Source organism: Acinetobacter sp. UBA5984, assembly GCF_002429925.1.
In the GTDB taxonomy this organism is placed as follows: Bacteria; Pseudomonadota; Gammaproteobacteria; order Pseudomonadales; family Moraxellaceae; genus Acinetobacter; species Acinetobacter variabilis.
In genome coordinates this window covers 1-19,013 of sequence record NZ_DJBE01000004.1, presented here as the reverse complement: position 1 = coordinate 19,013, position 19,013 = coordinate 1, and the positions used below count along the sequence as shown (strand labels likewise).

The window sequence follows — 19,013 nt, the reverse complement described above, 5'->3', positions numbered from 1 at the left end:
GAGGATAGAGGATGGCGCTTAATTCTATTAAGCGCTCAACTTTGCAGCTGGGCGTTTTGCTTGGCTGTGTAGTTGGGACGCAAGTAAATGCGGAAGATAAAACTGTAGCGAGTAGTCCGATGCCGGCAACGGCGGAGGCTTGCTCCGCGGTTGAAACTAATTCAGAACGCTTGGCCTGTTATGATGCGGTATTTAAAATACCGGCTGATAGTAAGCCTGAGATTGTTTCTGAACGGCGTGCAGCCATAGAAATTGCGCCCGAACCCGATAACCTCAAAGCGAAAATTGAACAGACCGTTTCCAATATCTATGCTTCAGAAGGATCAAAGCTGACTCCAGCTTTATCTTTGCTGGATAGTCGTTGGGAACTGTCGCCGGAAAGTAAACTGGGTACCTGGAATATCCGTTCCTATCAGCCGATTTATCTGATGCCAGGATTCTGGACTTCCAAGAAAAACGAGTTTCCGCAAAGTGAAAACCCAAATAACACCGTTGAAGAAGACCAGAATTTGACCTCGATTGAGGGGAAATTCCAGTTATCTTTAAAAACCAAGGCGGTTGAGAATATCTTGGGTGACAATGGGGATCTCTGGCTGGGCTATACTCAGTCTTCACGCTGGCAGGTATATAACTCGGAAGAGTCCCGACCATTTCGTGAAACTAATTATGAGCCTGAAGCAAGCCTGATCTTCCGTACCAATTATGATCTGTTTGGTTTGAACTGGCGCATGCTGGGACTAACCCTGAATCATCAATCAAATGGCCGTTCCGATCCATTATCTCGTAGCTGGAACCGGGTAATGCTGAATCTCGGTTTTGAAAAAGACAACTTTGCCATGATGCTGCGTCCTTGGTATCGTATTGAAGAAGATCGTGCAGATGACAATAATCCCGAGATTAAAAATTATATCGGACGTGGGGATTTAACTGCGTTTTATCGTCATAATGCCCACGATTTTTCTTTGATGTTGCGTCATACACTTAAAGGTGGTGATGATAACCGTGGTGCAGTACAGTTCGATTGGTCATTTCCGATCAGTGGGCGTCTACGCGGTCAATTCCAGCTCTTTGATGGTTATGGTGAAAGTCTGATTGATTACAATCACCGTGCGACCTATGTGGGTCTAGGTGTGTCATTAATGAACTGGTACTAATCTGTTTCATGTAAAAAACCACGCTTAGGCGTGGTTTTTTGCTTATGCGTATTCATTTAAATCTTAACCAATCTGAATTTCTGAAGGCGGATGTTTAAGACGGCTCTTTTTCGGTGTTGCAATTAAATAAGCAAGGGTCAAAGGTCCTAGACGACCCGCATACATCATTAGCATCAGAATGATTAAACTTGCTGGCTGCAATTCTCCAGTGACACCACGTGTTAATCCAACTGTACAGGCGGCAGAAACCGCCTCAAACAGCAAATCTAAAAAATCATGATCGGGTTCTAGAATGAGTAAACTCATAAAACCGGTCATGACCAGACTTGCAGTAATACACACAACCGCTAAGGCTTTAAAAGTAGTTTTCTCAGAAATAGAATGATTGAACAAGCGGATTTCATCTTCACGGCGTAGAAAACTGATTACGCTGATCACCACAATAATAAAGGTGCCGACTTTAATTCCGCCCGCCGTACTTAATGAGCCGCCACCAATAAACATTAAAAAAATGGTGACTAGACTAGAGGCATCGCTCATCTGGTCCATGGGCAGACTATAAAAACCCGAGGAGCGGGGAACTGTGGCATGAAACCAGGCGTTGAGCGCCTGATCACCTACGCTCATCAGCGCTAATGTTTGTGGATTAGAGGCCTCTAATAGCCAGAGTACAATAAAAGCGCTCAGGTTAAGGCCCATAATCGTCGTTAGAATGAGTTTGCTATTCGGACTGAGCTTGCGCCAGCTTTTTTTCTGTTTTACATCCATCAGAACCAGAAATCCGATCCCGCCAATGATATAGAGCATGCTGATCGTGAAGGTCACGAAATACTGGCCGGAAAAGCTCATTAAACTATTTGGGAAAAGAGAAAACCCGCCATTATTAAACGCAGAAACACTATAGAAAGCTGCGTAAAACAGCGCTTCACCAAAAGGATAATCTTCCAGCCAAGCCAAGGTTAAAATCAGGGTGCCAATCGCTTCAAAAAACAGGGAATATAGGAATACCGCTTTAATGGTAAAACTGACTTTCTTCAAACTGGTCTGGCCAATAGATTCCTGTGCCATCACTTGCTGTCTTAAGCCAAGTTTAGGCGACAGGCTCATGAAAGCGAGTATGGCAAAGGTCATAAAGCCGAGGCCACCACATTGCAGCAGGAACATAATCACGACCTGCCCAAAAGGTGTATAAGCTTCACCAACATTGACCACAGATAGCCCGGTAATCGTCACTGCAGAAGTTGCTGTAAAAATCGCTTCTAACCAGCTGATTTCAGTTTGATGGGCAAAGGGCAGCATCAGCAATAAAGAACCAATAAAAATCAGCCCGAGAAAACCTAAGGCCAGCAGACTCGGTGGACTGAGATTGACAATCCTGTTCTGGTTTAAATTTGAGCTTTTCATATGGCCTTAAAATGCTTGGACAAACGGCGTAGAGGGTCCAGCAATCCTTCGACCACCAGAGTGTCACCTTCCTTAAGTAATAGTCCAAGATCTACGATATGTTGTATTTCAGTGCCGCGTTTATGCAAGAGAACTTTAATTTCGGAAACCTGACTCATTAACTGGTGTAAGGGAGTGTCATGATGATCGGCATGAATCTCGATTTTGATAATATAGTGATCATCTTCAAGTGACATATAACGGCTAACCATCGGGTAGCTGAGTGATTGTGCCACACGAACGCCCATATCTTCTTCTGGGTGAATAATTTTTTCGACATTCAGATGAGTCAAAATCATATGGTGGGCTTTGGATTTGGCTTTGGCCCAAATTTTCTTTACCCCCATATTTTTTAGATGCAGTACACACAGAATGCTGGCTTCAATATCTTCACCAATCGCGACTACGACTGCTTCACAGCGCTGGATATCCAGCTCATCAAGGACATGCTCATCGGTTGCATCGGCAATCACCGCATGGGTGAGCTGATCAGAAATATTTTCCACATATTTTTTATCGATATCGATTCCAATCACATCATGTTTCAGGCTGATCAGTTGAGTCGCCACTGTTGCACCGAAGCTGCCCAGCCCGATGACTGCAAATAATGCCATGCATATTTCCCTAAATCTTTTTATTTCAAATCAGTTCATGTCTAAGTACGTATCTTAAAGATTTTTATAGTTTTCATCTATCTGGCCTTACATAAATACTTCATACATTTTTTTAGCTGGACATAAAAAAACCGCCTCGAAAGGCGGTTTATATCAAACTAATTATTTCAAGAAACGCTGATAACCCAGGTTATTGGTGATTTCTTCATATGGATAAGTGATGCTTTCCAAAGTTTCGATCAAACCATCTGGATTCTGCTGTGCATCTTCTGCTTCCAGACCGACCAGTACACGACCTTCTGCAGCGCCATGGTTACGGTAATGGAACAGGGTAATGTTATGCGTTGGGCCGAGGCGTTCCAGGAACATTAGCAGGGCACCTGGACGTTCCGGGAATTCCACGCGGAACAGACGCTCATTTTCAATATCGGCATGACCGCCAATCAGGTAACGGATATGCAGTTTTGCAACTTCATCATCAGACAGATCATCAATGTCGTAGTCGAATTTCAGGTTTTCATAGATTTCCTGACGTTCTTTCTCGCCATTTTTCAGGCTGATGCCGACAAAGACCTGAGCTGCAGAAGCATCACTAGAGCGGTAATTGAACTCGGTGATATTACGGCCTTGAAGGGCGCGACAGAATTTCAGGAATGAGCCTTTTTCTTCTGGAATGGTTACGGCAAAGATGGCCTCTTTGCGTTCGCCCAGCTCGGTGCGTTCGGCAATATAGCGCAGACGGTCGAAGTTCATGTTCGCACCGCAAACAATCGATACGATATTCTTGCCTTCAATGCCGTGTTCCGCTACATATTTTTTGATACCAGCCAATGCCATTGCACCTGACGGTTCTACGATGCTACGGCATTCATCATAAGTATCTTTAATTGCTGCACAGACTTCATCGGTATTGACCAGTACGACTTCTGGTTCTACGATCGGGCCAGAATTGTCTGATTTTTGTAGACGGATCACGTCAAATGGTTTTTCACCGATTTGTGCCACAGCAGTACCATCGGCAAATAAACCGACTGATGGCAGAATCACGCGGTCATTTGCATCAAAAGCGGCTTTTAAACATGCAGATTCTTCATATTCTACAGGAATCACTTTGACATGCGGTGCAACATCACCTAAGTAAGCTGCAACACCTGCGATCAGGCCGCCACCGCCAACTGCAACAAAAACATATTCTACATCACGCCATTGGCGCAGGATTTCATTGGCAATCGTACCTTGACCTGCTATCACCAGTTCGTCGTCATAAGGCGGAATGAAAGTCATGCCATCTTCTTGGGCACGCTGAATGGCATATTTATTGGCAACGTCAAATGAATCGCCATGTAATACTACTTCACCGCCTAAACGTTTTACCGCTTGGACTTTAATGTCGGGCGTGGTCTTTGGCATCACAATAATCGCGCGAATCCCCAGCTTTTTCCCTGACAGCGCCACGCCTTGGGCATGGTTGCCTGCTGAAGCTGTGATAACGCCACGTTCGAGTTGTGATTTCGGTAATTGACTAATACGGTTATAGGCACCGCGTAGCTTGAATGAAAAAACCGGTTGTAAATCTTCACGTTTAAAGCGAATGTTATTATTTAAGCGCTCGCTAATTCGTGGCGCTGCTTCGAGTGGGGTTTCGATTGCAACATCGTACACAGTTGCTTGTAAAATTTGTCGAACCAAACGAGACAGCATGTTAATTTTCCATCTAACAGTTTAAAATAAGCACTTATTGTAACAAACCACGCGGCTTTGCGGTTTAAAAATACTGCGAAAGTCCAAAATAGTTGAGTGATGTCATGAGTCTATATGCAACCCAAGATGAGAAAAAGCAAGCTGCAGCAAAAGCTGCGTTAAAGCACTTACCAAAAGGGGGCATTTTAGGCGTCGGTACTGGGAGTACTGTTAACTTCTTAATCGAACTTTTGCCTGAACTGCAATTGGAAGCTGCTGTTGCAAGTTCTGAAGCGACTGCACAGCGTCTGAAAAAATTAGGCATTGAAGTTGTCGATATGAATAGCGTAGGTGGTCTGGATGCCTATGTCGATGGTGCGGATGAAATTGACCGTCATATGCACATGATCAAAGGTGGTGGTGCTGCGCTTACACGTGAAAAAATCGTGGCGTCGATTGCGAAAAAATTCGTATGTATCGTCGATGATTCGAAATGGGTAGAGCAGTTGGGTCGTGATTTCCCACTACCTGTTGAAGTGATTCCAATGGCACGTTCAGCAGTCGCACGTAAGTTGGTGGCATTAGGTGGTGATCCTGCTTACCGTGAAGGTGTAGTGACTGATAATGGAAATGTTATTTTGGATGTGCATAACCTGAATATTCTGAATGCGCTTGAGCTGGAAAAAACGATTAATGACATTCCAGGCGTCGTATGTAACGGTATTTTCGCGATCAATAAAGCGGATATTGCGATTGTTGCGACCAATAATGGTATTGAAGAGCGTACTGCTGTTTAATTTTAACTCATTGAAGAGCTAATCTCCCCAAACCTCTCTTTAAAAAAGAGGGGCTTTCTCCCTCCTTTGAAAAGGTGAGCAGCACTGCTGCGCAAGGAGGAAGATTTAAATAACGATTAAATATAAAAAATGACCCTAAACGACCTACCTGAAATTCAAATTACTCGAAATGTTCGCTCAACACGTCTCAGACTGCGTGTAGAAGGTGATCAAATCCGTTTAACCGCACCTGTGTTTTGTAGCAAAAAACAGATTCAGAATTTTATTGATCAAGCTGAAAGCTGGCTACTGAAAACATGGAAATTGCAGCAGGAAAAAAATCAAAGTATTGATAGATCTTTACCAGCAGAATTGCAGCTTTTCGATCAGGCTCAGCCAATCCAGATCGTGTATCAAAGTCAAAAGCAGAATTTTGTTTTTGATGCTAAATTATTACAGCTATCGATCAGTGACCGTCATCCTGAAACCTATTTAAAAGCCTTTGCCATTTCTTATGCTAAAGAACAGTTGCCTGTTTATCTGGATAAAGTAAGCCAAGAAACAGGATTATCATTTAACATTTGTAATGTTCGCCAACCGAAAACACGATGGGGCAGTTGTTCTGCCAAACATGACATCATGCTAAATAGTGGCATCATTCTGTTTCCTGAAAATATCGTGCGTTATTTATGTGTGCATGAATTGGCCCATACCCGGCATTTTGACCATAGTGCTCGTTTCTGGGCGGAAGTGGCAAAGCATGATCCAAACTATTTAACTCACCGCAAAATTCTGAAAAATACTGTCATGCCATATTGGTGGGCAGCTTAAGAATATCTTTATAGGAACGAAGATAGTATTTACTTACTTCTAAATAGCCTAGGCAAAAGATATAATTCTCTTAAAGTTTTTAAAAACACTCAAAATAGAAGCGTAAATAAAAAACCATCAATCCCTAGTGAAACAGTTTAGAAAACCTCAAGTTCCTGTCATACTACAGCCCATAAAGGAAACATCTAGTTTGAGGTAATCATCGTGATTTCAGTGGGTATTGTGGGTGGTACAGGTTATACAGGCGTTGAACTTTTACGTCTATTACTGCGACATCCGAATGTAGAAGTTAAAGCACTGACATCACGTACTGAAGCAGGCCGTCGTGTTGACGATATGTTCCCGAGTCTGCGTGGACATACGGATCTTCAATTTTCTGACCTTAGCCTTGATCTTTTAAAATCATGTGATGTGGTATTTTTCGCGACACCACATGGCGTTGCCATGAAACATGCTGAAGAACTTATTGCAGCTAATACCAAGGTAATTGACCTTGCAGCAGATTTCCGTTTGCAAAATCTAGAACAATTCGAAAAATGGTATAGCATGGAACATGCTTGCCCAGAAGTATTAAAAGATTCTGTTTATGGTCTGTCTGAACTTAATCGTGAACAGATCAAACAGGCGAGTGTGATTGGTAATCCGGGCTGTTATCCAACGACGGTTCAGCTTGGTCTAGCACCCGTATTGAAATCAAACGAAGCCTTGGTAAAACCAGAAAGCATTATTATCGATGCGAAATCAGGCGTATCAGGTGCAGGTCGTAAAGCAAGCCTGGGCATGATCTATTCTGAAAATGCTGATAACTTTAAGGCTTATGGCGTTGCAGGCCATCGTCACCATCCTGAAATCGTAGAAGCATTGGAAAACATTTCAGGTCAAAAAGGCGTATTTGACCATATCTTGTTTGTGCCGCATCTGGTGCCGATGATTCGTGGCATGTTATCAACGATTTATATCGACTTGACTGAAGCAGGCCAGGAAGCTGACTTGCAGTCACTGTACGAGCAATTCTATGCCAATGAACAGTTTGTTGATGTGATGCCAGCAGGCAGTTCGCCAGAAACCCGTTCGGTGCGTGGTGCTAACCAGTTGCGTATCGCACTGTATAAGCCACAACCAACCAAACTGGTGATTCTGGTGGCCCAGGACAATCTGGTCAAAGGTGCAGCTGGTCAGGCAGTACAAAACATGAACCTGATGTTTGGCTTTGCAGAAAATGCAGGCTTGAATAATATTGGTTTATTACCATAAAAAAACGTATTAGAACTTCACACACATTTAGATTTGGATTTAAATGTGTGTCTTGAACAAAGTATACAGAGATCAAAATGCCGAATAATGAGTCAAACATGACGATCCAGGAACCCTCTACAAAGAAACCATTGATGAAAGGCAATACACCTTTGGTAATCGGTGCTGCTGTGTTGATTCTGGGTAGTGGCTTGCTGGGCTATACGGTTGGGCATCGGCAAGGTTTGACTGCGGTGGGTTTTGAGGCGGATGCGGAACAACTGGTTGAAGTAGTACAAAAACAGAAAACCAGTTTGGAAACACTGAATAAATCTCTGAATACAGCGGTTCAGGAACGTGATCTGGCCGTTAGCAATGCTAATGATCTTTATCTGGCTGCAAATAAGGCGCGTGATGCCCAAGAGCAGGCTGAAAGCGTTGGTACGATCTACCGCGAGATTTTGCGTCAACGCGGTGGTTTAGCACTAACAGTTCAACATCTGGGGATTAAAGCTTTACCTGATAATGCTTTTGAATATCAGATTGATCTGGTTCAGGTCAGCCCGGGCAAAAATCGCGCCTCTGGTACAGTGGAACTGCGCTTGATTAAGGGCACTGAAATTCTGGTCGTGCCGCTTGAAGATAAAAACTTTAATTTCGACAATTACGAACGTTTGACTGGTCGCTGGACCATGCCTAAAGGCTTTAAACCAGAATTTATTGAAGTGCGTCTCTCAGGTGCTAAGCCTGTAATTCGCCGTTTTAGCTGGGATCAAGGGAAAGCTGTTGAAAGCCAGTCAACAGTCCTGTCAGAGATTCCAAAAACTGAAGCAAATGCAAATTAAGTGTGAAATAGAAATCGTATGCCAAGCAATAAACGTCCAAAATGTTTAAGTGAGATTAAAAATTCTTTTTACGAGTCCGGCATGGTTGATTGGCATATTAGCCCGCGTTTAACAGACGAGCCTTTTCACGATGATGACGCTGACCTTGCAGTCCAGACAGCACCTCCTGAACTGAAGCGTCCACCGATGTATGCAGTGGTGTTATTGAATGACGACTACACTCCCATGGAGTTTGTAATTGAAATTTTACAACAATACTTTGCAATGAATCTTGACCAAGCTACACAAGTAATGCTAACTGTACATTATGAAGGAAAAGGTGTAGCTGGGGTCTATCCTCGAGACATTGCGGAAACCAAAGCGAACCAAGTCAATAATTACGCTCGATCTCAAGGTCATCCTTTACTTTGCCAGATTGAGCCGAAAGATTAAGGGGGTTGCATGCTCAGTCGTCAATTAGAAGTATCACTACGTTTGGCTGTCAGCATGGCTCGTCAAAAGAGACATGAGTTCCTGACCGTAGAACATTTATTATTAGCTTTACTCGACAATGATTCTGCCGTGAATGCCTTAAAAGCATGTGGTGCAGATATTATCGTTTTGCGTAAAGAATTAGAAGAGTACGTAGAACAACATACCCCTAAACTCGGTGAAAATAGTGATCAGGCACCTCATCCTACAGAAAGTTTTGACCGGATTTTGCAACGTGCAATTTTCCATGTTCAATCCAGTGGCGGTGATCGTACTGTAGAAGGTGCAGATATTCTGGTTGCGATGTATTCTGAGCGTGATTCTTTTGCAGTTTATCTGCTTAAACGTCATCAGATTAACCGTCTGACTTTAACTCAGTACCTATCTCATGGTACGCGTAAAGACGAAGTACAGTCTGAAGAAGAAATTGAAGAACTGGACGGTGAATCGGCTTCTTCCAATAATTCTGGTCCGCTAGAGTTATATACGACAAACCTGAATCTGGAAGCTCAACGCGGCAAGACAGATCCATTGATTGGCCGTGAAAAAGAAATTGAGCGGGCAGCGCAAATTTTATGCCGTCGCCGAAAAAATAACCCATTGCTGGTCGGTGATCCAGGCGTGGGTAAAACGTCGATTGCTGAAGGTCTGGCTTGGTTGATCGTAAATGGTAAGGCACCAAAACCGCTAGAAAATGCTGAAATCTATAGCCTAGATATCGGTGCGCTGGTGGCGGGAACTAAATACCGTGGTGATTTCGAAAAGCGTTTAAAACAACTATTAAATGCCTTGAAGAAAAAACCGGATGCAGTGCTGTTCATTGATGAAATTCATATGATCATCGGTGCAGGTTCAAGCATGGGCAGCACTATGGATGCATCGAACCTGATCAAACCAGCATTGGCGAACGGATCTTTACGTTGCATCGGTTCAACCACATTCCAGGAATACCGTCAGGTCTTTGAAAAAGATCATGCCTTGTCACGTCGGTTCCAAAAAATAGATGTGAATGAACCTTCGATTACAGAAACGATTGATATCTTGCGTGGCCTGAAATCTAAATTTGAAGATTTCCATCATGTACAGTATGACGATCAGGCACTGGTTTCTGCGGTTGAGCTGTCAGCNNCGTTTGAAAGCTGAGCAAGATGACAGCCTGATTACGGTTGAAAACATCGAAGATATTGTGTCCAAGATTGCCCGTATTCCACCGAAAACCGTCTCTAAAGATGACAAGTCTGTACTGGAGAACCTTGAGCGTGATCTGAAACGTGTGGTCTTCGGTCAGGATGAAGCAATTGAAGCTTTGGCTTCTGCGATCAAACTGTCTCGTGCAGGTTTGAAATCTCCAGATAAGCCAGTGGGTAGTTTTGTCTTCGCTGGTCCTACCGGTGTGGGTAAAACTGAAGTCACCAAGCAATTGGCGAAAATTCTGGGTGTAGAGCTGGTTCGTTTCGATATGTCTGAATATATGGAACGTCACGCAGTCTCTCGTCTGATCGGTGCGCCTCCTGGCTATGTTGGTTTTGACCAAGGTGGTTTGTTGACCGATGCAATTCACAAAAATCCGCACTGTGTATTGCTGCTGGATGAGATTGAAAAAGCCCATCCAGATGTATTTAACCTGTTATTACAAATCATGGATCATGGTTCATTAACGGATAATAATGGTCGTAAGTCCGATTTCCGTAATGTGGTGCTGGTTCTAACGACTAATATTGGTGCGGAAAGTATTTCTCGTGTCAGCATTGGTTTCATGGAACAGGACAACAGTAATGACAACCAGGAAGCGATGAAGAAAGCCTTCTCGCCAGAATTCCGTAACCGTCTGGACGGTGTAATTCAGTTCAAGGCATTGCCGAATACCATTATTGAAAATGTCGTGGATAAATTCCTGACTGAACTTCAGGCACAACTGGATGAGAAGAAAGTGGTGCTGGAGGTGGATCAAAGCGCACGCGAATGGATGGCTGAAAATGGCTATGACCGTTTGATGGGTGCTCGACCAATGCAGCGTCTGATTCAGGAACATCTGAAAAAACCACTGGCTGAAATGATCCTGTTTGGTGAATTGGCTGAAAATGGTGGTAACGTTTCAGTTTCTGTGAAGAAAGAAAATGGTAAGTCTGTCGGTCTGAAACTTGAAGTCTTCGAAGACCAGACTGCTGAACCAGCTTAATCATTGAATAGATCATCATCAGACCCGTGTTCTCACGGGTTTTGTTGTTTTATTTACCCTTAATTTATGTACTCTTGGTTTAAAAAGTTTCTGATTTAGAGAAATATATGGATATCCAGATTAGCAAGCTTTTAACTACGTTTTTTCTGTTTTTATTAACGGCATTGATGGAAATTTTGGGCTGTTATTTTCCTTACCTGATTTTAAATCAGGCTAAGAGTCAGTGGTTGTGGGTTCCGGCGGCATTAGCCTTAGCTGCGTTCGTCTGGCTTTTGACTTTGCATCCAGCCGCTTCTGGGCGTATTTATGCCGCTTATGGGGGAATTTATATTTTCTCAGCGTTGATGTGGCTGAGATTCGTGGATCAGGTCAGCCTTTCACGTTGGGATCTGCTGGGTGGAGTGGTGGTCATTCTAGGTGCGCTGATTATTATTTTACAGCCACAAGGTTTGATTCGTTAATCGTCTAGGTGTGTTTAGCAATTAGAACTAATCTAAATATAAAAGGCAGCTATAGCTGCCTTTATTGATTCTGGACAAGATTATTTTACATTACAGTCTTTCTGGGAGAGATCTACATTATAAGTATGCGTTTGGGAGCTAAGGCTAAGTTCGATTTTATAAGGATTGACGATTTGATAGCGATGTTCAAAAAAGATCTGACAGTTATTTAGAAGATTATTACGAATCACCTTAAGGACTTCTTTACGACCTAGGTCTTTCTCAAACTGACTAAAGTCGGGTGTAGTGATCATGCCTTTAAGTGTGGTTTTATTGGCAGTAAGTTGTAACTGTTCTATGATTGTATTCTGATCGATCTGTAGCGGCAAAGTCTTGGAATCTTCTGCACTCAGGACAGTAAGCAGCTCGTTCAGCTCAGCTTTTTTCTCAATTTTAAACTTGCTGTCTAGAATGCCTTTTCCTTGGAGATACTGGTCGAATTCAGAAGCATACACCGGTAAAGCAGCACTACTAAAACCTGCCAGGAGTGCCAAAACCCAATATTTTTTTTGCATTGTATCGCATCACTTTTTATGTCGTTTCAATTCTGATTATAAGAGCTGAAACAAAAAAAGCACCAGAGATTGGTGCTTAATTTGTGAAGATTTTTTTTGAGAAAATCAGTCTTTTTTCAGGTTTTCATTCAACAGAAATTCAACCAGTGCTTTTTGTGCATGAAGACGGTTTTCTGCTTCATCCCAAACCACAGCATTTTTGTGATCCAGCATGTTTTCAGAAATTTCTTCACCACGATGCGCAGGCAGGCAATGCATGAACAGGCAGTCTGGATGTGCAAGATCCATTAGGCATTCATTCACCTGATAGTCCGCAAAAGCTTTCTCACGGATTTTCTGTTCTTCTTCCTGACCCATACTTGCCCAAACGTCAGTTACGATCAGGTCGGCATTGACTGCTGCATCTTCAGCAGTATCGACTAGTTCTACACAATGTGCGAATTCAGACAGGAACTGTTCTTGAGGTTCATAGCCTTTCGGTGCTGCAACTTTTAGCTTGAAGCCCCACATGTGCGCTGCTTCAATATAAGAGTTACACATGTTATTGCCATCGCCAATCCAGGCAACAGTTTTACCTTCGATCGAACCACGATGTTCCAGATAAGTCTGCATGTCAGCAAGTAACTGGCAAGGGTGATGATCATCAGTCAAAGCGTTGATCACTGGAACTTTTGAATAAGAAGCAAAGCGTTCTACGATATCATGACCGAAAGTACGGATCATCACAATATCCAGCATGCTGGAAATCACACGTGCAGAATCTTCAATTGGCTCACCGCGACCCAGCTGGGTATCACGTGAAGACAGGAAGATGGCACTACCACCGAACTGGCTCATGCCTGCTTCAAACGAAACACGCGTACGGGTACTCGATTTTTCAAAAATCATTCCCATGACTTTACCAACAAAGGGTTGGAACACTTCATTATTGTGCTGTTTGCGCTTAAGCTCGATTGCGCGCTGTAAAATCTGGTTCAGTTCTAAAGTTGATAAATCGCGTAAGGTGAGAAAGTGACGGAGAGCCATTCGTTACTCCACAATAATTGCCGAAAACTCGATCAACAATCAGTTGTTGGTTAGTTTAAGAAAAAAATACGGAATCGGCTAATATACTATATGAACAGGAAATTGCAAAAAAACTAGACTTTTTGATGACCGTCTAAAAATCGATCCACGCAATAACTGATGTATTTGTCAATTTCTTGATCATCTTCCTCTATGGTAATCCCCATTAGAATCCGCCATTCCAGATTACGCAAAATACCAAAATATAACTGGGCAGAATATTGCGGATTTTCACAATATAGCAAACCTTGTTCATGGGCCTGTTCCAGTGCGGTAGCAATGGAACTTTGTACCTGAACCGGGCCGCGTTCATGAATATTGCGGGCCAGTTGAGGATTACGCTGACTTTGTTCCAGTACCAGACGCATAAAGGCTGCATTTTCCGGCTGCATGATTTGACGGTAGAAGGTCAATAATGTCTGTACCAAATAACTACGAAAATCTAGCGCCATCAGTTCAATCGGAATGCTGATATCTTCAAAAAACTTGGTACGTCGATAATCACAAATAGCTTCAAACAGGCCTTCTTTATTGCCAAAGTACTTGTAAATGGAAGCTTTGGAACCGCCTGCATGCTGGACAATATCATCTAGAGAAACTGCCTCATAACCATGTTCCAGAAACAGTTCGGTCGCAGAGACCAACAGCGCAACGCAGCGCTCATGACCACGTTTGGTTTGAGGCAGATCTTTGGCGAGTGGTTCCAGATGAACAAGGTTTTGCATAGAGGATGGTATATCAACAGGTTATATAAACTTGGTAGTTCATCATAACAAATATATCCGCAGATTTCACAATCACACCGAATGAAGGCGGAATTTATTCAGTGAATCAAGTAAAACTTAAAAGTTTGACTAAAGTTTTAGAGTTTTTATTCTATTGGTTTATAGCATCATGGTTTCAAATCGGTATACTCAGATCTCAATAATTATAGCCAAGACTGTGGAAAGGAAGATGACAGAACAAATGTCTGCAGGTTTAAAGTTTAGACAAGCGCTTGAAGTCGAAAAACCATTACAAATTATGGGCACAGTGAATGCCTATGCTGCCATGATGGCCAAACAGGTCGGCTATAAAGCCATTTATCTCTCTGGTGCCGGTGTTGCAAACTATTCTTATGGTCTACCTGATCTAGGCATGACGAGTCTGGATAATGTTCTGGAAGATGTGCGTCGCATTACTGAACGTGTAGATACACCCTTACTGGTTGATATAGATACAGGCTGGGGCGGTGCATTTAATATCGCACGTAGCATCAAGCAGATGATTGCTGCTGGCGCTGCTGCTGTGCATATCGAAGATCAGGTTGCACAAAAACGTTGTGGTCATCGTCTGAATAAGGAAATTGTGACCCAACAGGAAATGGTTGACCGGATTAAGGCGGCAGTCGATGCCAAAACCGATTCAAACTTTGTAGTGATGGCACGTACCGATGCACTTCAGAAAGAAGGTTTGCAGGCAGTGATTGACCGCGCTTGTGCCTGTGTCGAAGCAGGTGCAGATGCCATTTTTGCTGAAGCGATGACAGACATTACCATGTATCGTACTGTATGCGATGCAGTTGGTGTACCGGTTTTGGCCAATATTACGGAATTTGGTGACACACCATATTACACCACTGAAGAACTGGCTGAGCAGGGTATTCGCATGGTACTTTACCCGCTATCAGCTACCCGTGCGATGCAAAAGGCGGCACTGGAAGTGATGCGCTCAGTGCGTGAAAATGGTACACAGGTGCATGTGCTGGATAAAATGCAACCGCGTAAAGAATTATACGAATTTTTAGATTATCACAGCTTTGAAAACACATTAGATAAACTGTTCAAGCAGGAGAATTAAAACAATGGCTGAAGGAAAAGTACTCACTGGCGCAGGATTGCGCGGACAAGTTGCAGGAAAAACTGCACTTTCAACAGTAGGCAAAAGTGGTGCAGGCCTGACCTATCGCGGCTATGACGTACAGGATCTGGCAGAAAACTGTCAGTTTGAAGAAGTCGCTTACCTGATTTTCTTTGGTGAATTACCAACTTCAGAACAGTTGGCTGCCTATAAAGCAAAACTGAAATCTTTGCGTGTACTACCACAAGCGCTGAAAGAAATACTTGAGCGTATTCCTGCTGATTCACATCCAATGGATGTGATGCGTACTGGCGTATCGATGCTGGGCAACCTTGAGACTGAACAGTCTTTTGATCAGCAACAGGATGTCGCAGACCGTATTCTGGTGACGTTGCCAGCAATTATCTGCTACTGGTATCGCTATAGCCATGACGGCGTACGCATTGATGAAAATACCGATGATGATTCAATAGGTGCTCAGTTCCTTCATTTGCTACATGGCAAGAAACCGAATCAGCTACATGAGCAAGTGATGAATGTATCCCTGATCCTGTACGCAGAGCATGAATTTAATGCTTCAACCTTCACAGCGCGTGTTTGTGCATCAACTTTGTCTGACTTGCATTCATGTATTACCGGTGCAATTGGTTCACTACGTGGCCCATTACACGGTGGTGCCAATGAAGCGGCAATGGATATGATTGAAAACTGGAAATCTCCAGAAGAAGCTGAGCGCGAAATGCTGGGCATGCTGGAGCGTAAAGAAAAAATCATGGGCTTTGGTCATGCGATTTATAAAGACAATGATCCGCGTAATGGCATTATCAAGCAATGGTCTGAAAAACTGGCAAAAGATGTAGGTGATACTGTGCTCTACCCAGTATCAGTGCGTTGTGAAGAAGTCATGTGGCGCGAGAAAAAACTGTTCTGTAATGCGGACTTTTTCCATGCTTCTGCTTATCACTTTATGGGTATTCCAACCAAACTGTTTACGCCAATCTTTGTAATGTCACGCGTCACAGGTTGGGCGGCGCATGTGATGGAACAACGTGCAGATAACCGTATTATCCGTCCGAGCGCGGATTATACTGGTCCAGAGTTGCGTAAAGTGGTTCCAATTGCTGAGCGCACTTCTGCTGCGTAAGCCAGAGATATTCTAAATATGAAAATAAGGTCTCCATGAGGCCTTATTTTTTGCTGATTGTTGATTGACGTCGGTTTACCGACTTAATAATGCTGGATCTTCAATGTGATAACCAGTTTCGAATGGGAGGCCTAAGTATTTTACCGTCACCAGTATTTTATTCTGTTTCGGTACTTGATAAGTTTGGCTTAATCTTAAATCTGCTTTATAACTGACTGCTTGTTGAACAGGACTTTTATACTGGCTAGATTGCACCTGATATTGATAAGTCCATTTTGGAACTTTCTGTTTAGGATCATGCCATGCAGGGGCAGTACCTTTGCTGGTCTTTAATAGCTTGAGCTGAATGTTTTGCTTTTGCAAAGGTACTAACGGAATCAGACGCTTTTTAATTTTGGCAATTTCCTGGTCAAACTTACGGCTGTCCTGATCGTAGTCAATCTGCTTGGTTTTTGGATTGATATACAGGGAGTTCACCTGAATTAGCTGATTCGGAGTTTTGGATTTAAAATGATAATAATACAGTTGAGGTAGGCGTCCGCGACCATCGAGATAATGCCGCAACAGATAAAGTTTCTGGTCTTTGACTTCATACCCCAAAACTTCAATATTCTGTGGGCCACCGACAGTGGCGAAAGCGGATACAGGAATGCCAAGTGCGAGCAAAAGGGCTGCAAATCTTATTTTCATCACTGATCAGGCCTCATTGAAACAACGTGTTTTTATAAGAAATAATTTAACTATAAATACAGTAGAAATAATGAAGTTTGATCAGCATTTATATAAACAGTTTTGGCTTTAGGTGTTGAGTAGATTAATCATGTCATGTGCGATGACGGCTGCCAGTTTATTGAGACGTTCCTGTGGTGTGCCTTTAATATAATACTGGAACTGGTGAGTCTGAAGACCATCATAAACAGCGGCGAAGAAAGTACCTTCCGGTTTATCAGGTGTTGCACTACCGCCTGGTTTAAGCAAGCCTGTACAAGCAATAATCCAGTCCGCCTCCTGAAACATTTTTTTACCTGCCTCAGCCAGAGCAACCGTTACAGGCATAGATTCGGCTGAATGGGTGCTAATTAGATTCGGAGAAATTCCCAAAACATTGATCTTCACGGACGGATCGTAGCATACCAGACCTCCCAACAAGATTTCAGCACCTTCATTTTTGCAAATTGAAAACTGACTGGTTAAATAGCCAGAACTTGCACTTTCAATAAAAGCAATCTTGATGTTTCTTTGTTCCAGCAGGCCACAACATGTTTTAATCATAATGTCTATTTTGTCTTAGAAGGTAATCTTTATTCCAATGTAGTCCCATTTTGCTTTTGTATCAACTGTGAGATTATTTCTTTATTATGATGAAAGGTAAAATATTTTTTGTAATTTTAGTATTCCAAACGTAAGTTTGGCAGTTGTTAAACTGATTGCTTAATGCTTGGACAATATTTGAAATTAATGGTTTTAACTTGCTCTGATCAGTGGTAAAAATAAAAATAAAGTGCGTAAGGAAAGTAGGTTGTAAGAATGAAAACCACAGTAAAGTATTCCGTATTAAAAAGTCTAGATTATCAACTGGGTACTCCTTTATTTCAGGAAGAAATTGAGGCAGATGGTCAATATTTTGATCAGATCCCAAGCATCATTCATTACCAGAATTTAAAGTTTAAAGTCAAAAGCAAAGAATTAAAGCGTTTATATCTGGCCGAAGAGCAAGAAGAAAGCCAAACCATTATTGTAAAAGTGGTCGCAATCTAAAAATAACTTATTGAAAATAAGCCTCTTAAAATAAGAGGCTTATTTATTAGATAAAGGTCATTAAAATAGAATTTGATTAGATTTAATAAAAAATCTAATAATAATTTTAAAAATATAAAGTCAAGGTAAATTTGCAACTGAAAAGGCCTTGTTTGTGATTCTATGTAATATAGTCTGCTATTTAAAAATGGTTTTTTTCGTTTTTATATTTAATGATCTAATTTTTAGAAAATTAGGTTAAACATGTATAAGAAATTATAATTTTAAATAATTAATAAAATTCAATACCTTATAAATATAATCATATTTTATATAAGTATCAAAATGTATTTCTAAATTTTATTTTAAATTTAAGTTTATATAAAATTTTTTGATTAAGTTATGACTTTAAATGAAAAATAAAATTTATAGAAGATAGAAAGCTTTCAATATGTGTCCATTCTATTATTAAAAGTAATTTATGTTTCTTATAAATCCAGACTTCAATTACTTAACTTACCTTTTTTTACATTGAATTAATATGTAACAGGTAATAACTTGGCGAATTTTTAAAAATAGGTAGAGTAAATATTAAGTCGAAACCTAATCATCGGCGATTTAAAGCAAATAGTAAGGAGTTACACCATGGCTAATAATCAACAGCAAAATCAGCAAGACCAACAGAACCAACAACAACAGCAACAGCAAGACCAACAACGTCAGCAAAACCAGAATCAAAATCAGCAACAGCCGAACCAGCAGCAACAACAGCCGCAGGGACAGCAAAACCAACAGCGTCAGCAGGGCCAACAGGACCAGCAACGCAATCAGCAACAACAGCAACAGCCACAACAAGATAACCAGCAGCAAAATTTGCGTAATCAATAATATTAGTCAAAGCTGCAGCGCTCATATCTAAGCTGTGTAATCTCTACAAAAAACCGCCTTTTTTAAGGCGGTTTTTTATTAGATCTCTTTCATAAATCA

General features: G+C 41.9%; 19 protein-coding genes and 1 pseudogene. 12 read left to right on the top strand and 8 right to left on the bottom strand.

The genetic code is table 11. The features are described from left to right. Positions 1–11 precede the first annotated feature (11 nt). The gene (locus B3J29_RS00720) at positions 12–1,154 is read left to right on the top strand and encodes a phospholipase A (protein ID WP_034702538.1); all 1,143 of its coding nucleotides are present in this window, start codon (positions 12–14) and stop codon (positions 1,152–1,154) included. A 63-nt stretch (positions 1,155–1,217) separates the two neighbouring features. Here B3J29_RS00720 and B3J29_RS00715 read toward each other — a convergent pair whose 3' ends face one another. From B3J29_RS00715 to ilvA, 3 genes are all read right to left on the bottom strand, one after another. Beyond that, entirely contained in the window at positions 1,218–2,558 is a 1,341-nt protein-coding gene (locus B3J29_RS00715; RefSeq protein ID WP_286964188.1) for a TrkH family potassium uptake protein, read from the bottom strand. Further along, entirely contained in the window at positions 2,555–3,211 is a 657-nt protein-coding gene (locus B3J29_RS00710; RefSeq protein ID WP_286964186.1) for a potassium channel family protein, read from the bottom strand. The genes B3J29_RS00715 and B3J29_RS00710 overlap by 4 nt, the downstream gene beginning before the upstream one ends. Before the next feature lie 162 nt (positions 3,212–3,373). Continuing rightward, positions 3,374–4,912, bottom strand: coding sequence for a threonine ammonia-lyase, biosynthetic (ilvA, locus tag B3J29_RS00705; protein WP_286964184.1), 1,539 nt, complete (start codon positions 4,910–4,912; stop codon positions 3,374–3,376). A gap of 104 nt (positions 4,913–5,016) precedes the next feature. Between ilvA and rpiA the strand changes: the two genes are divergently transcribed. The 7 genes and pseudogenes from rpiA to B3J29_RS00670 all read left to right on the top strand — a co-directional run bounded on the left by rpiA (position 5,017) and on the right by B3J29_RS00670 (position 11,687). Continuing rightward, entirely contained in the window at positions 5,017–5,688 is a 672-nt protein-coding gene (rpiA, locus tag B3J29_RS00700) for a ribose-5-phosphate isomerase RpiA (RefSeq protein WP_004786020.1), read from the top strand. Positions 5,689–5,817: 129 nt separating this feature from the next. After that, on the top strand, positions 5,818–6,498 hold the full coding sequence (locus tag B3J29_RS00695; RefSeq protein WP_286964182.1) for a M48 family metallopeptidase: 681 nt from the start codon (positions 5,818–5,820) through the stop codon (positions 6,496–6,498). Between the two features lie 198 nt (positions 6,499–6,696). Continuing rightward, positions 6,697–7,752 carry an N-acetyl-gamma-glutamyl-phosphate reductase gene (argC, locus tag B3J29_RS00690; protein WP_286964199.1) on the top strand — a complete coding sequence of 352 codons (1,056 nt, stop codon included), beginning with the start codon at positions 6,697–6,699 and terminating at the stop codon, positions 7,750–7,752. 77 nt (positions 7,753–7,829) lie between these two features. Next, entirely contained in the window at positions 7,830–8,576 is a 747-nt protein-coding gene (locus B3J29_RS00685) for a DUF6776 family protein (protein WP_004786014.1), read from the top strand. Positions 8,577–8,594: 18 nt separating this feature from the next. Then, on the top strand, positions 8,595–9,008 hold the full coding sequence (clpS, locus tag B3J29_RS00680) for an ATP-dependent Clp protease adapter ClpS (protein WP_034170359.1): 414 nt from the start codon (positions 8,595–8,597) through the stop codon (positions 9,006–9,008). A 9-nt stretch (positions 9,009–9,017) separates the two neighbouring features. After that, positions 9,018–11,226, top strand: a pseudogene (locus B3J29_RS00675) (AAA family ATPase). 107 nt (positions 11,227–11,333) lie between these two features. Further along, entirely contained in the window at positions 11,334–11,687 is a 354-nt protein-coding gene (locus B3J29_RS00670) for a YnfA family protein (RefSeq protein ID WP_005235392.1), read from the top strand. An 80-nt stretch (positions 11,688–11,767) separates the two neighbouring features. On the opposite strand, the gene B3J29_RS00665 is transcribed toward B3J29_RS00670, so the two are convergent. From B3J29_RS00665 to B3J29_RS00655, 3 genes are all read right to left on the bottom strand, one after another. Beyond that, positions 11,768–12,241 (bottom strand): hypothetical protein, encoded by a 474-nt coding sequence (locus B3J29_RS00665; protein ID WP_004786005.1) that lies wholly within the window; start codon positions 12,239–12,241, stop codon positions 11,768–11,770. Positions 12,242–12,346: 105 nt separating this feature from the next. Beyond that, positions 12,347–13,267, bottom strand: coding sequence for an ornithine carbamoyltransferase (gene argF / locus B3J29_RS00660; protein WP_286964181.1), 921 nt, complete (start codon positions 13,265–13,267; stop codon positions 12,347–12,349). A gap of 113 nt (positions 13,268–13,380) precedes the next feature. Continuing rightward, on the bottom strand, positions 13,381–14,031 hold the full coding sequence (locus B3J29_RS00655; protein WP_286964180.1) for a TetR/AcrR family transcriptional regulator: 651 nt from the start codon (positions 14,029–14,031) through the stop codon (positions 13,381–13,383). A 229-nt stretch (positions 14,032–14,260) separates the two neighbouring features. On the opposite strand from B3J29_RS00655, the gene prpB reads away from it, so the two are divergent. Further along, on the top strand, positions 14,261–15,145 hold the full coding sequence (prpB, locus tag B3J29_RS00650; RefSeq protein ID WP_286964179.1) for a methylisocitrate lyase: 885 nt from the start codon (positions 14,261–14,263) through the stop codon (positions 15,143–15,145). A gap of 4 nt (positions 15,146–15,149) precedes the next feature. Continuing rightward, positions 15,150–16,289 carry a bifunctional 2-methylcitrate synthase/citrate synthase gene (gene prpC, locus B3J29_RS00645; protein ID WP_286964177.1) on the top strand — a complete coding sequence of 380 codons (1,140 nt, stop codon included), beginning with the start codon at positions 15,150–15,152 and terminating at the stop codon, positions 16,287–16,289. 75 nt (positions 16,290–16,364) lie between these two features. Here the strand turns inward: prpC and B3J29_RS00640 are convergent, their stop codons facing one another. Both B3J29_RS00640 and B3J29_RS00635 read right to left on the bottom strand, forming a co-directional pair. Further along, positions 16,365–16,979, bottom strand: coding sequence for an aminotransferase (locus tag B3J29_RS00640; RefSeq protein WP_286964176.1), 615 nt, complete (start codon positions 16,977–16,979; stop codon positions 16,365–16,367). A gap of 108 nt (positions 16,980–17,087) precedes the next feature. Beyond that, a complete protein-coding gene (locus B3J29_RS00635; protein ID WP_034702490.1) occupies positions 17,088–17,561 on the bottom strand; it encodes a CinA family protein in 474 nt (157 codons plus the stop codon). Between the two features lie 255 nt (positions 17,562–17,816). On the opposite strand from B3J29_RS00635, the gene B3J29_RS00630 reads away from it, so the two are divergent. Further along, complete coding sequence (locus tag B3J29_RS00630) at positions 17,817–18,047, top strand: hypothetical protein (RefSeq protein WP_034702487.1); 231 nt, start codon at positions 17,817–17,819, stop codon at positions 18,045–18,047. A 624-nt stretch (positions 18,048–18,671) separates the two neighbouring features. Further along, entirely contained in the window at positions 18,672–18,914 is a 243-nt protein-coding gene (locus tag B3J29_RS00625) for a hypothetical protein (RefSeq protein ID WP_034705379.1), read from the top strand. Positions 18,915–19,013: the final 99 nt, after the last annotated feature.

Bases quoted from the DNA above. Each gene is read 5' to 3' on its own strand.
- B3J29_RS00695 (WP_286964182.1), top strand. From the start codon at position 5,818: ATGACCCTAAACGACCTACCTGAAATTCAAATTACTCGAAATGTTCGC.
- argF (WP_286964181.1), bottom strand. From the start codon at position 13,267: ATGGCTCTCCGTCACTTTCTCACCTTACGCGATTTATCAACTTTAGAA.
- B3J29_RS00625 (WP_034705379.1), top strand. From the start codon at position 18,672: ATGGCTAATAATCAACAGCAAAATCAGCAAGACCAACAGAACCAACAA.
- B3J29_RS00640 (WP_286964176.1), bottom strand. From the start codon at position 16,979: ATGAAAATAAGATTTGCAGCCCTTTTGCTCGCACTTGGCATTCCTGTA.
- B3J29_RS00685 (WP_004786014.1), top strand. From the start codon at position 7,830: ATGCCGAATAATGAGTCAAACATGACGATCCAGGAACCCTCTACAAAG.
- B3J29_RS00720 (WP_034702538.1), top strand. From the start codon at position 12: ATGGCGCTTAATTCTATTAAGCGCTCAACTTTGCAGCTGGGCGTTTTG.
- B3J29_RS00655 (WP_286964180.1), bottom strand. From the start codon at position 14,031: ATGCAAAACCTTGTTCATCTGGAACCACTCGCCAAAGATCTGCCTCAA.
- rpiA (WP_004786020.1), top strand. From the start codon at position 5,017: ATGAGTCTATATGCAACCCAAGATGAGAAAAAGCAAGCTGCAGCAAAA.
- B3J29_RS00710 (WP_286964186.1), bottom strand. From the start codon at position 3,211: ATGGCATTATTTGCAGTCATCGGGCTGGGCAGCTTCGGTGCAACAGTG.
- B3J29_RS00670 (WP_005235392.1), top strand. From the start codon at position 11,334: ATGGATATCCAGATTAGCAAGCTTTTAACTACGTTTTTTCTGTTTTTA.
- prpC (WP_286964177.1), top strand. From the start codon at position 15,150: ATGGCTGAAGGAAAAGTACTCACTGGCGCAGGATTGCGCGGACAAGTT.
- prpB (WP_286964179.1), top strand. From the start codon at position 14,261: ATGACAGAACAAATGTCTGCAGGTTTAAAGTTTAGACAAGCGCTTGAA.
- B3J29_RS00630 (WP_034702487.1), top strand. From the start codon at position 17,817: ATGAAAACCACAGTAAAGTATTCCGTATTAAAAAGTCTAGATTATCAA.
- B3J29_RS00665 (WP_004786005.1), bottom strand. From the start codon at position 12,241: ATGCAAAAAAAATATTGGGTTTTGGCACTCCTGGCAGGTTTTAGTAGT.
- clpS (WP_034170359.1), top strand. From the start codon at position 8,595: ATGCCAAGCAATAAACGTCCAAAATGTTTAAGTGAGATTAAAAATTCT.
- B3J29_RS00715 (WP_286964188.1), bottom strand. From the start codon at position 2,558: ATGAAAAGCTCAAATTTAAACCAGAACAGGATTGTCAATCTCAGTCCA.
- B3J29_RS00635 (WP_034702490.1), bottom strand. From the start codon at position 17,561: ATGATTAAAACATGTTGTGGCCTGCTGGAACAAAGAAACATCAAGATT.
- ilvA (WP_286964184.1), bottom strand. From the start codon at position 4,912: ATGCTGTCTCGTTTGGTTCGACAAATTTTACAAGCAACTGTGTACGAT.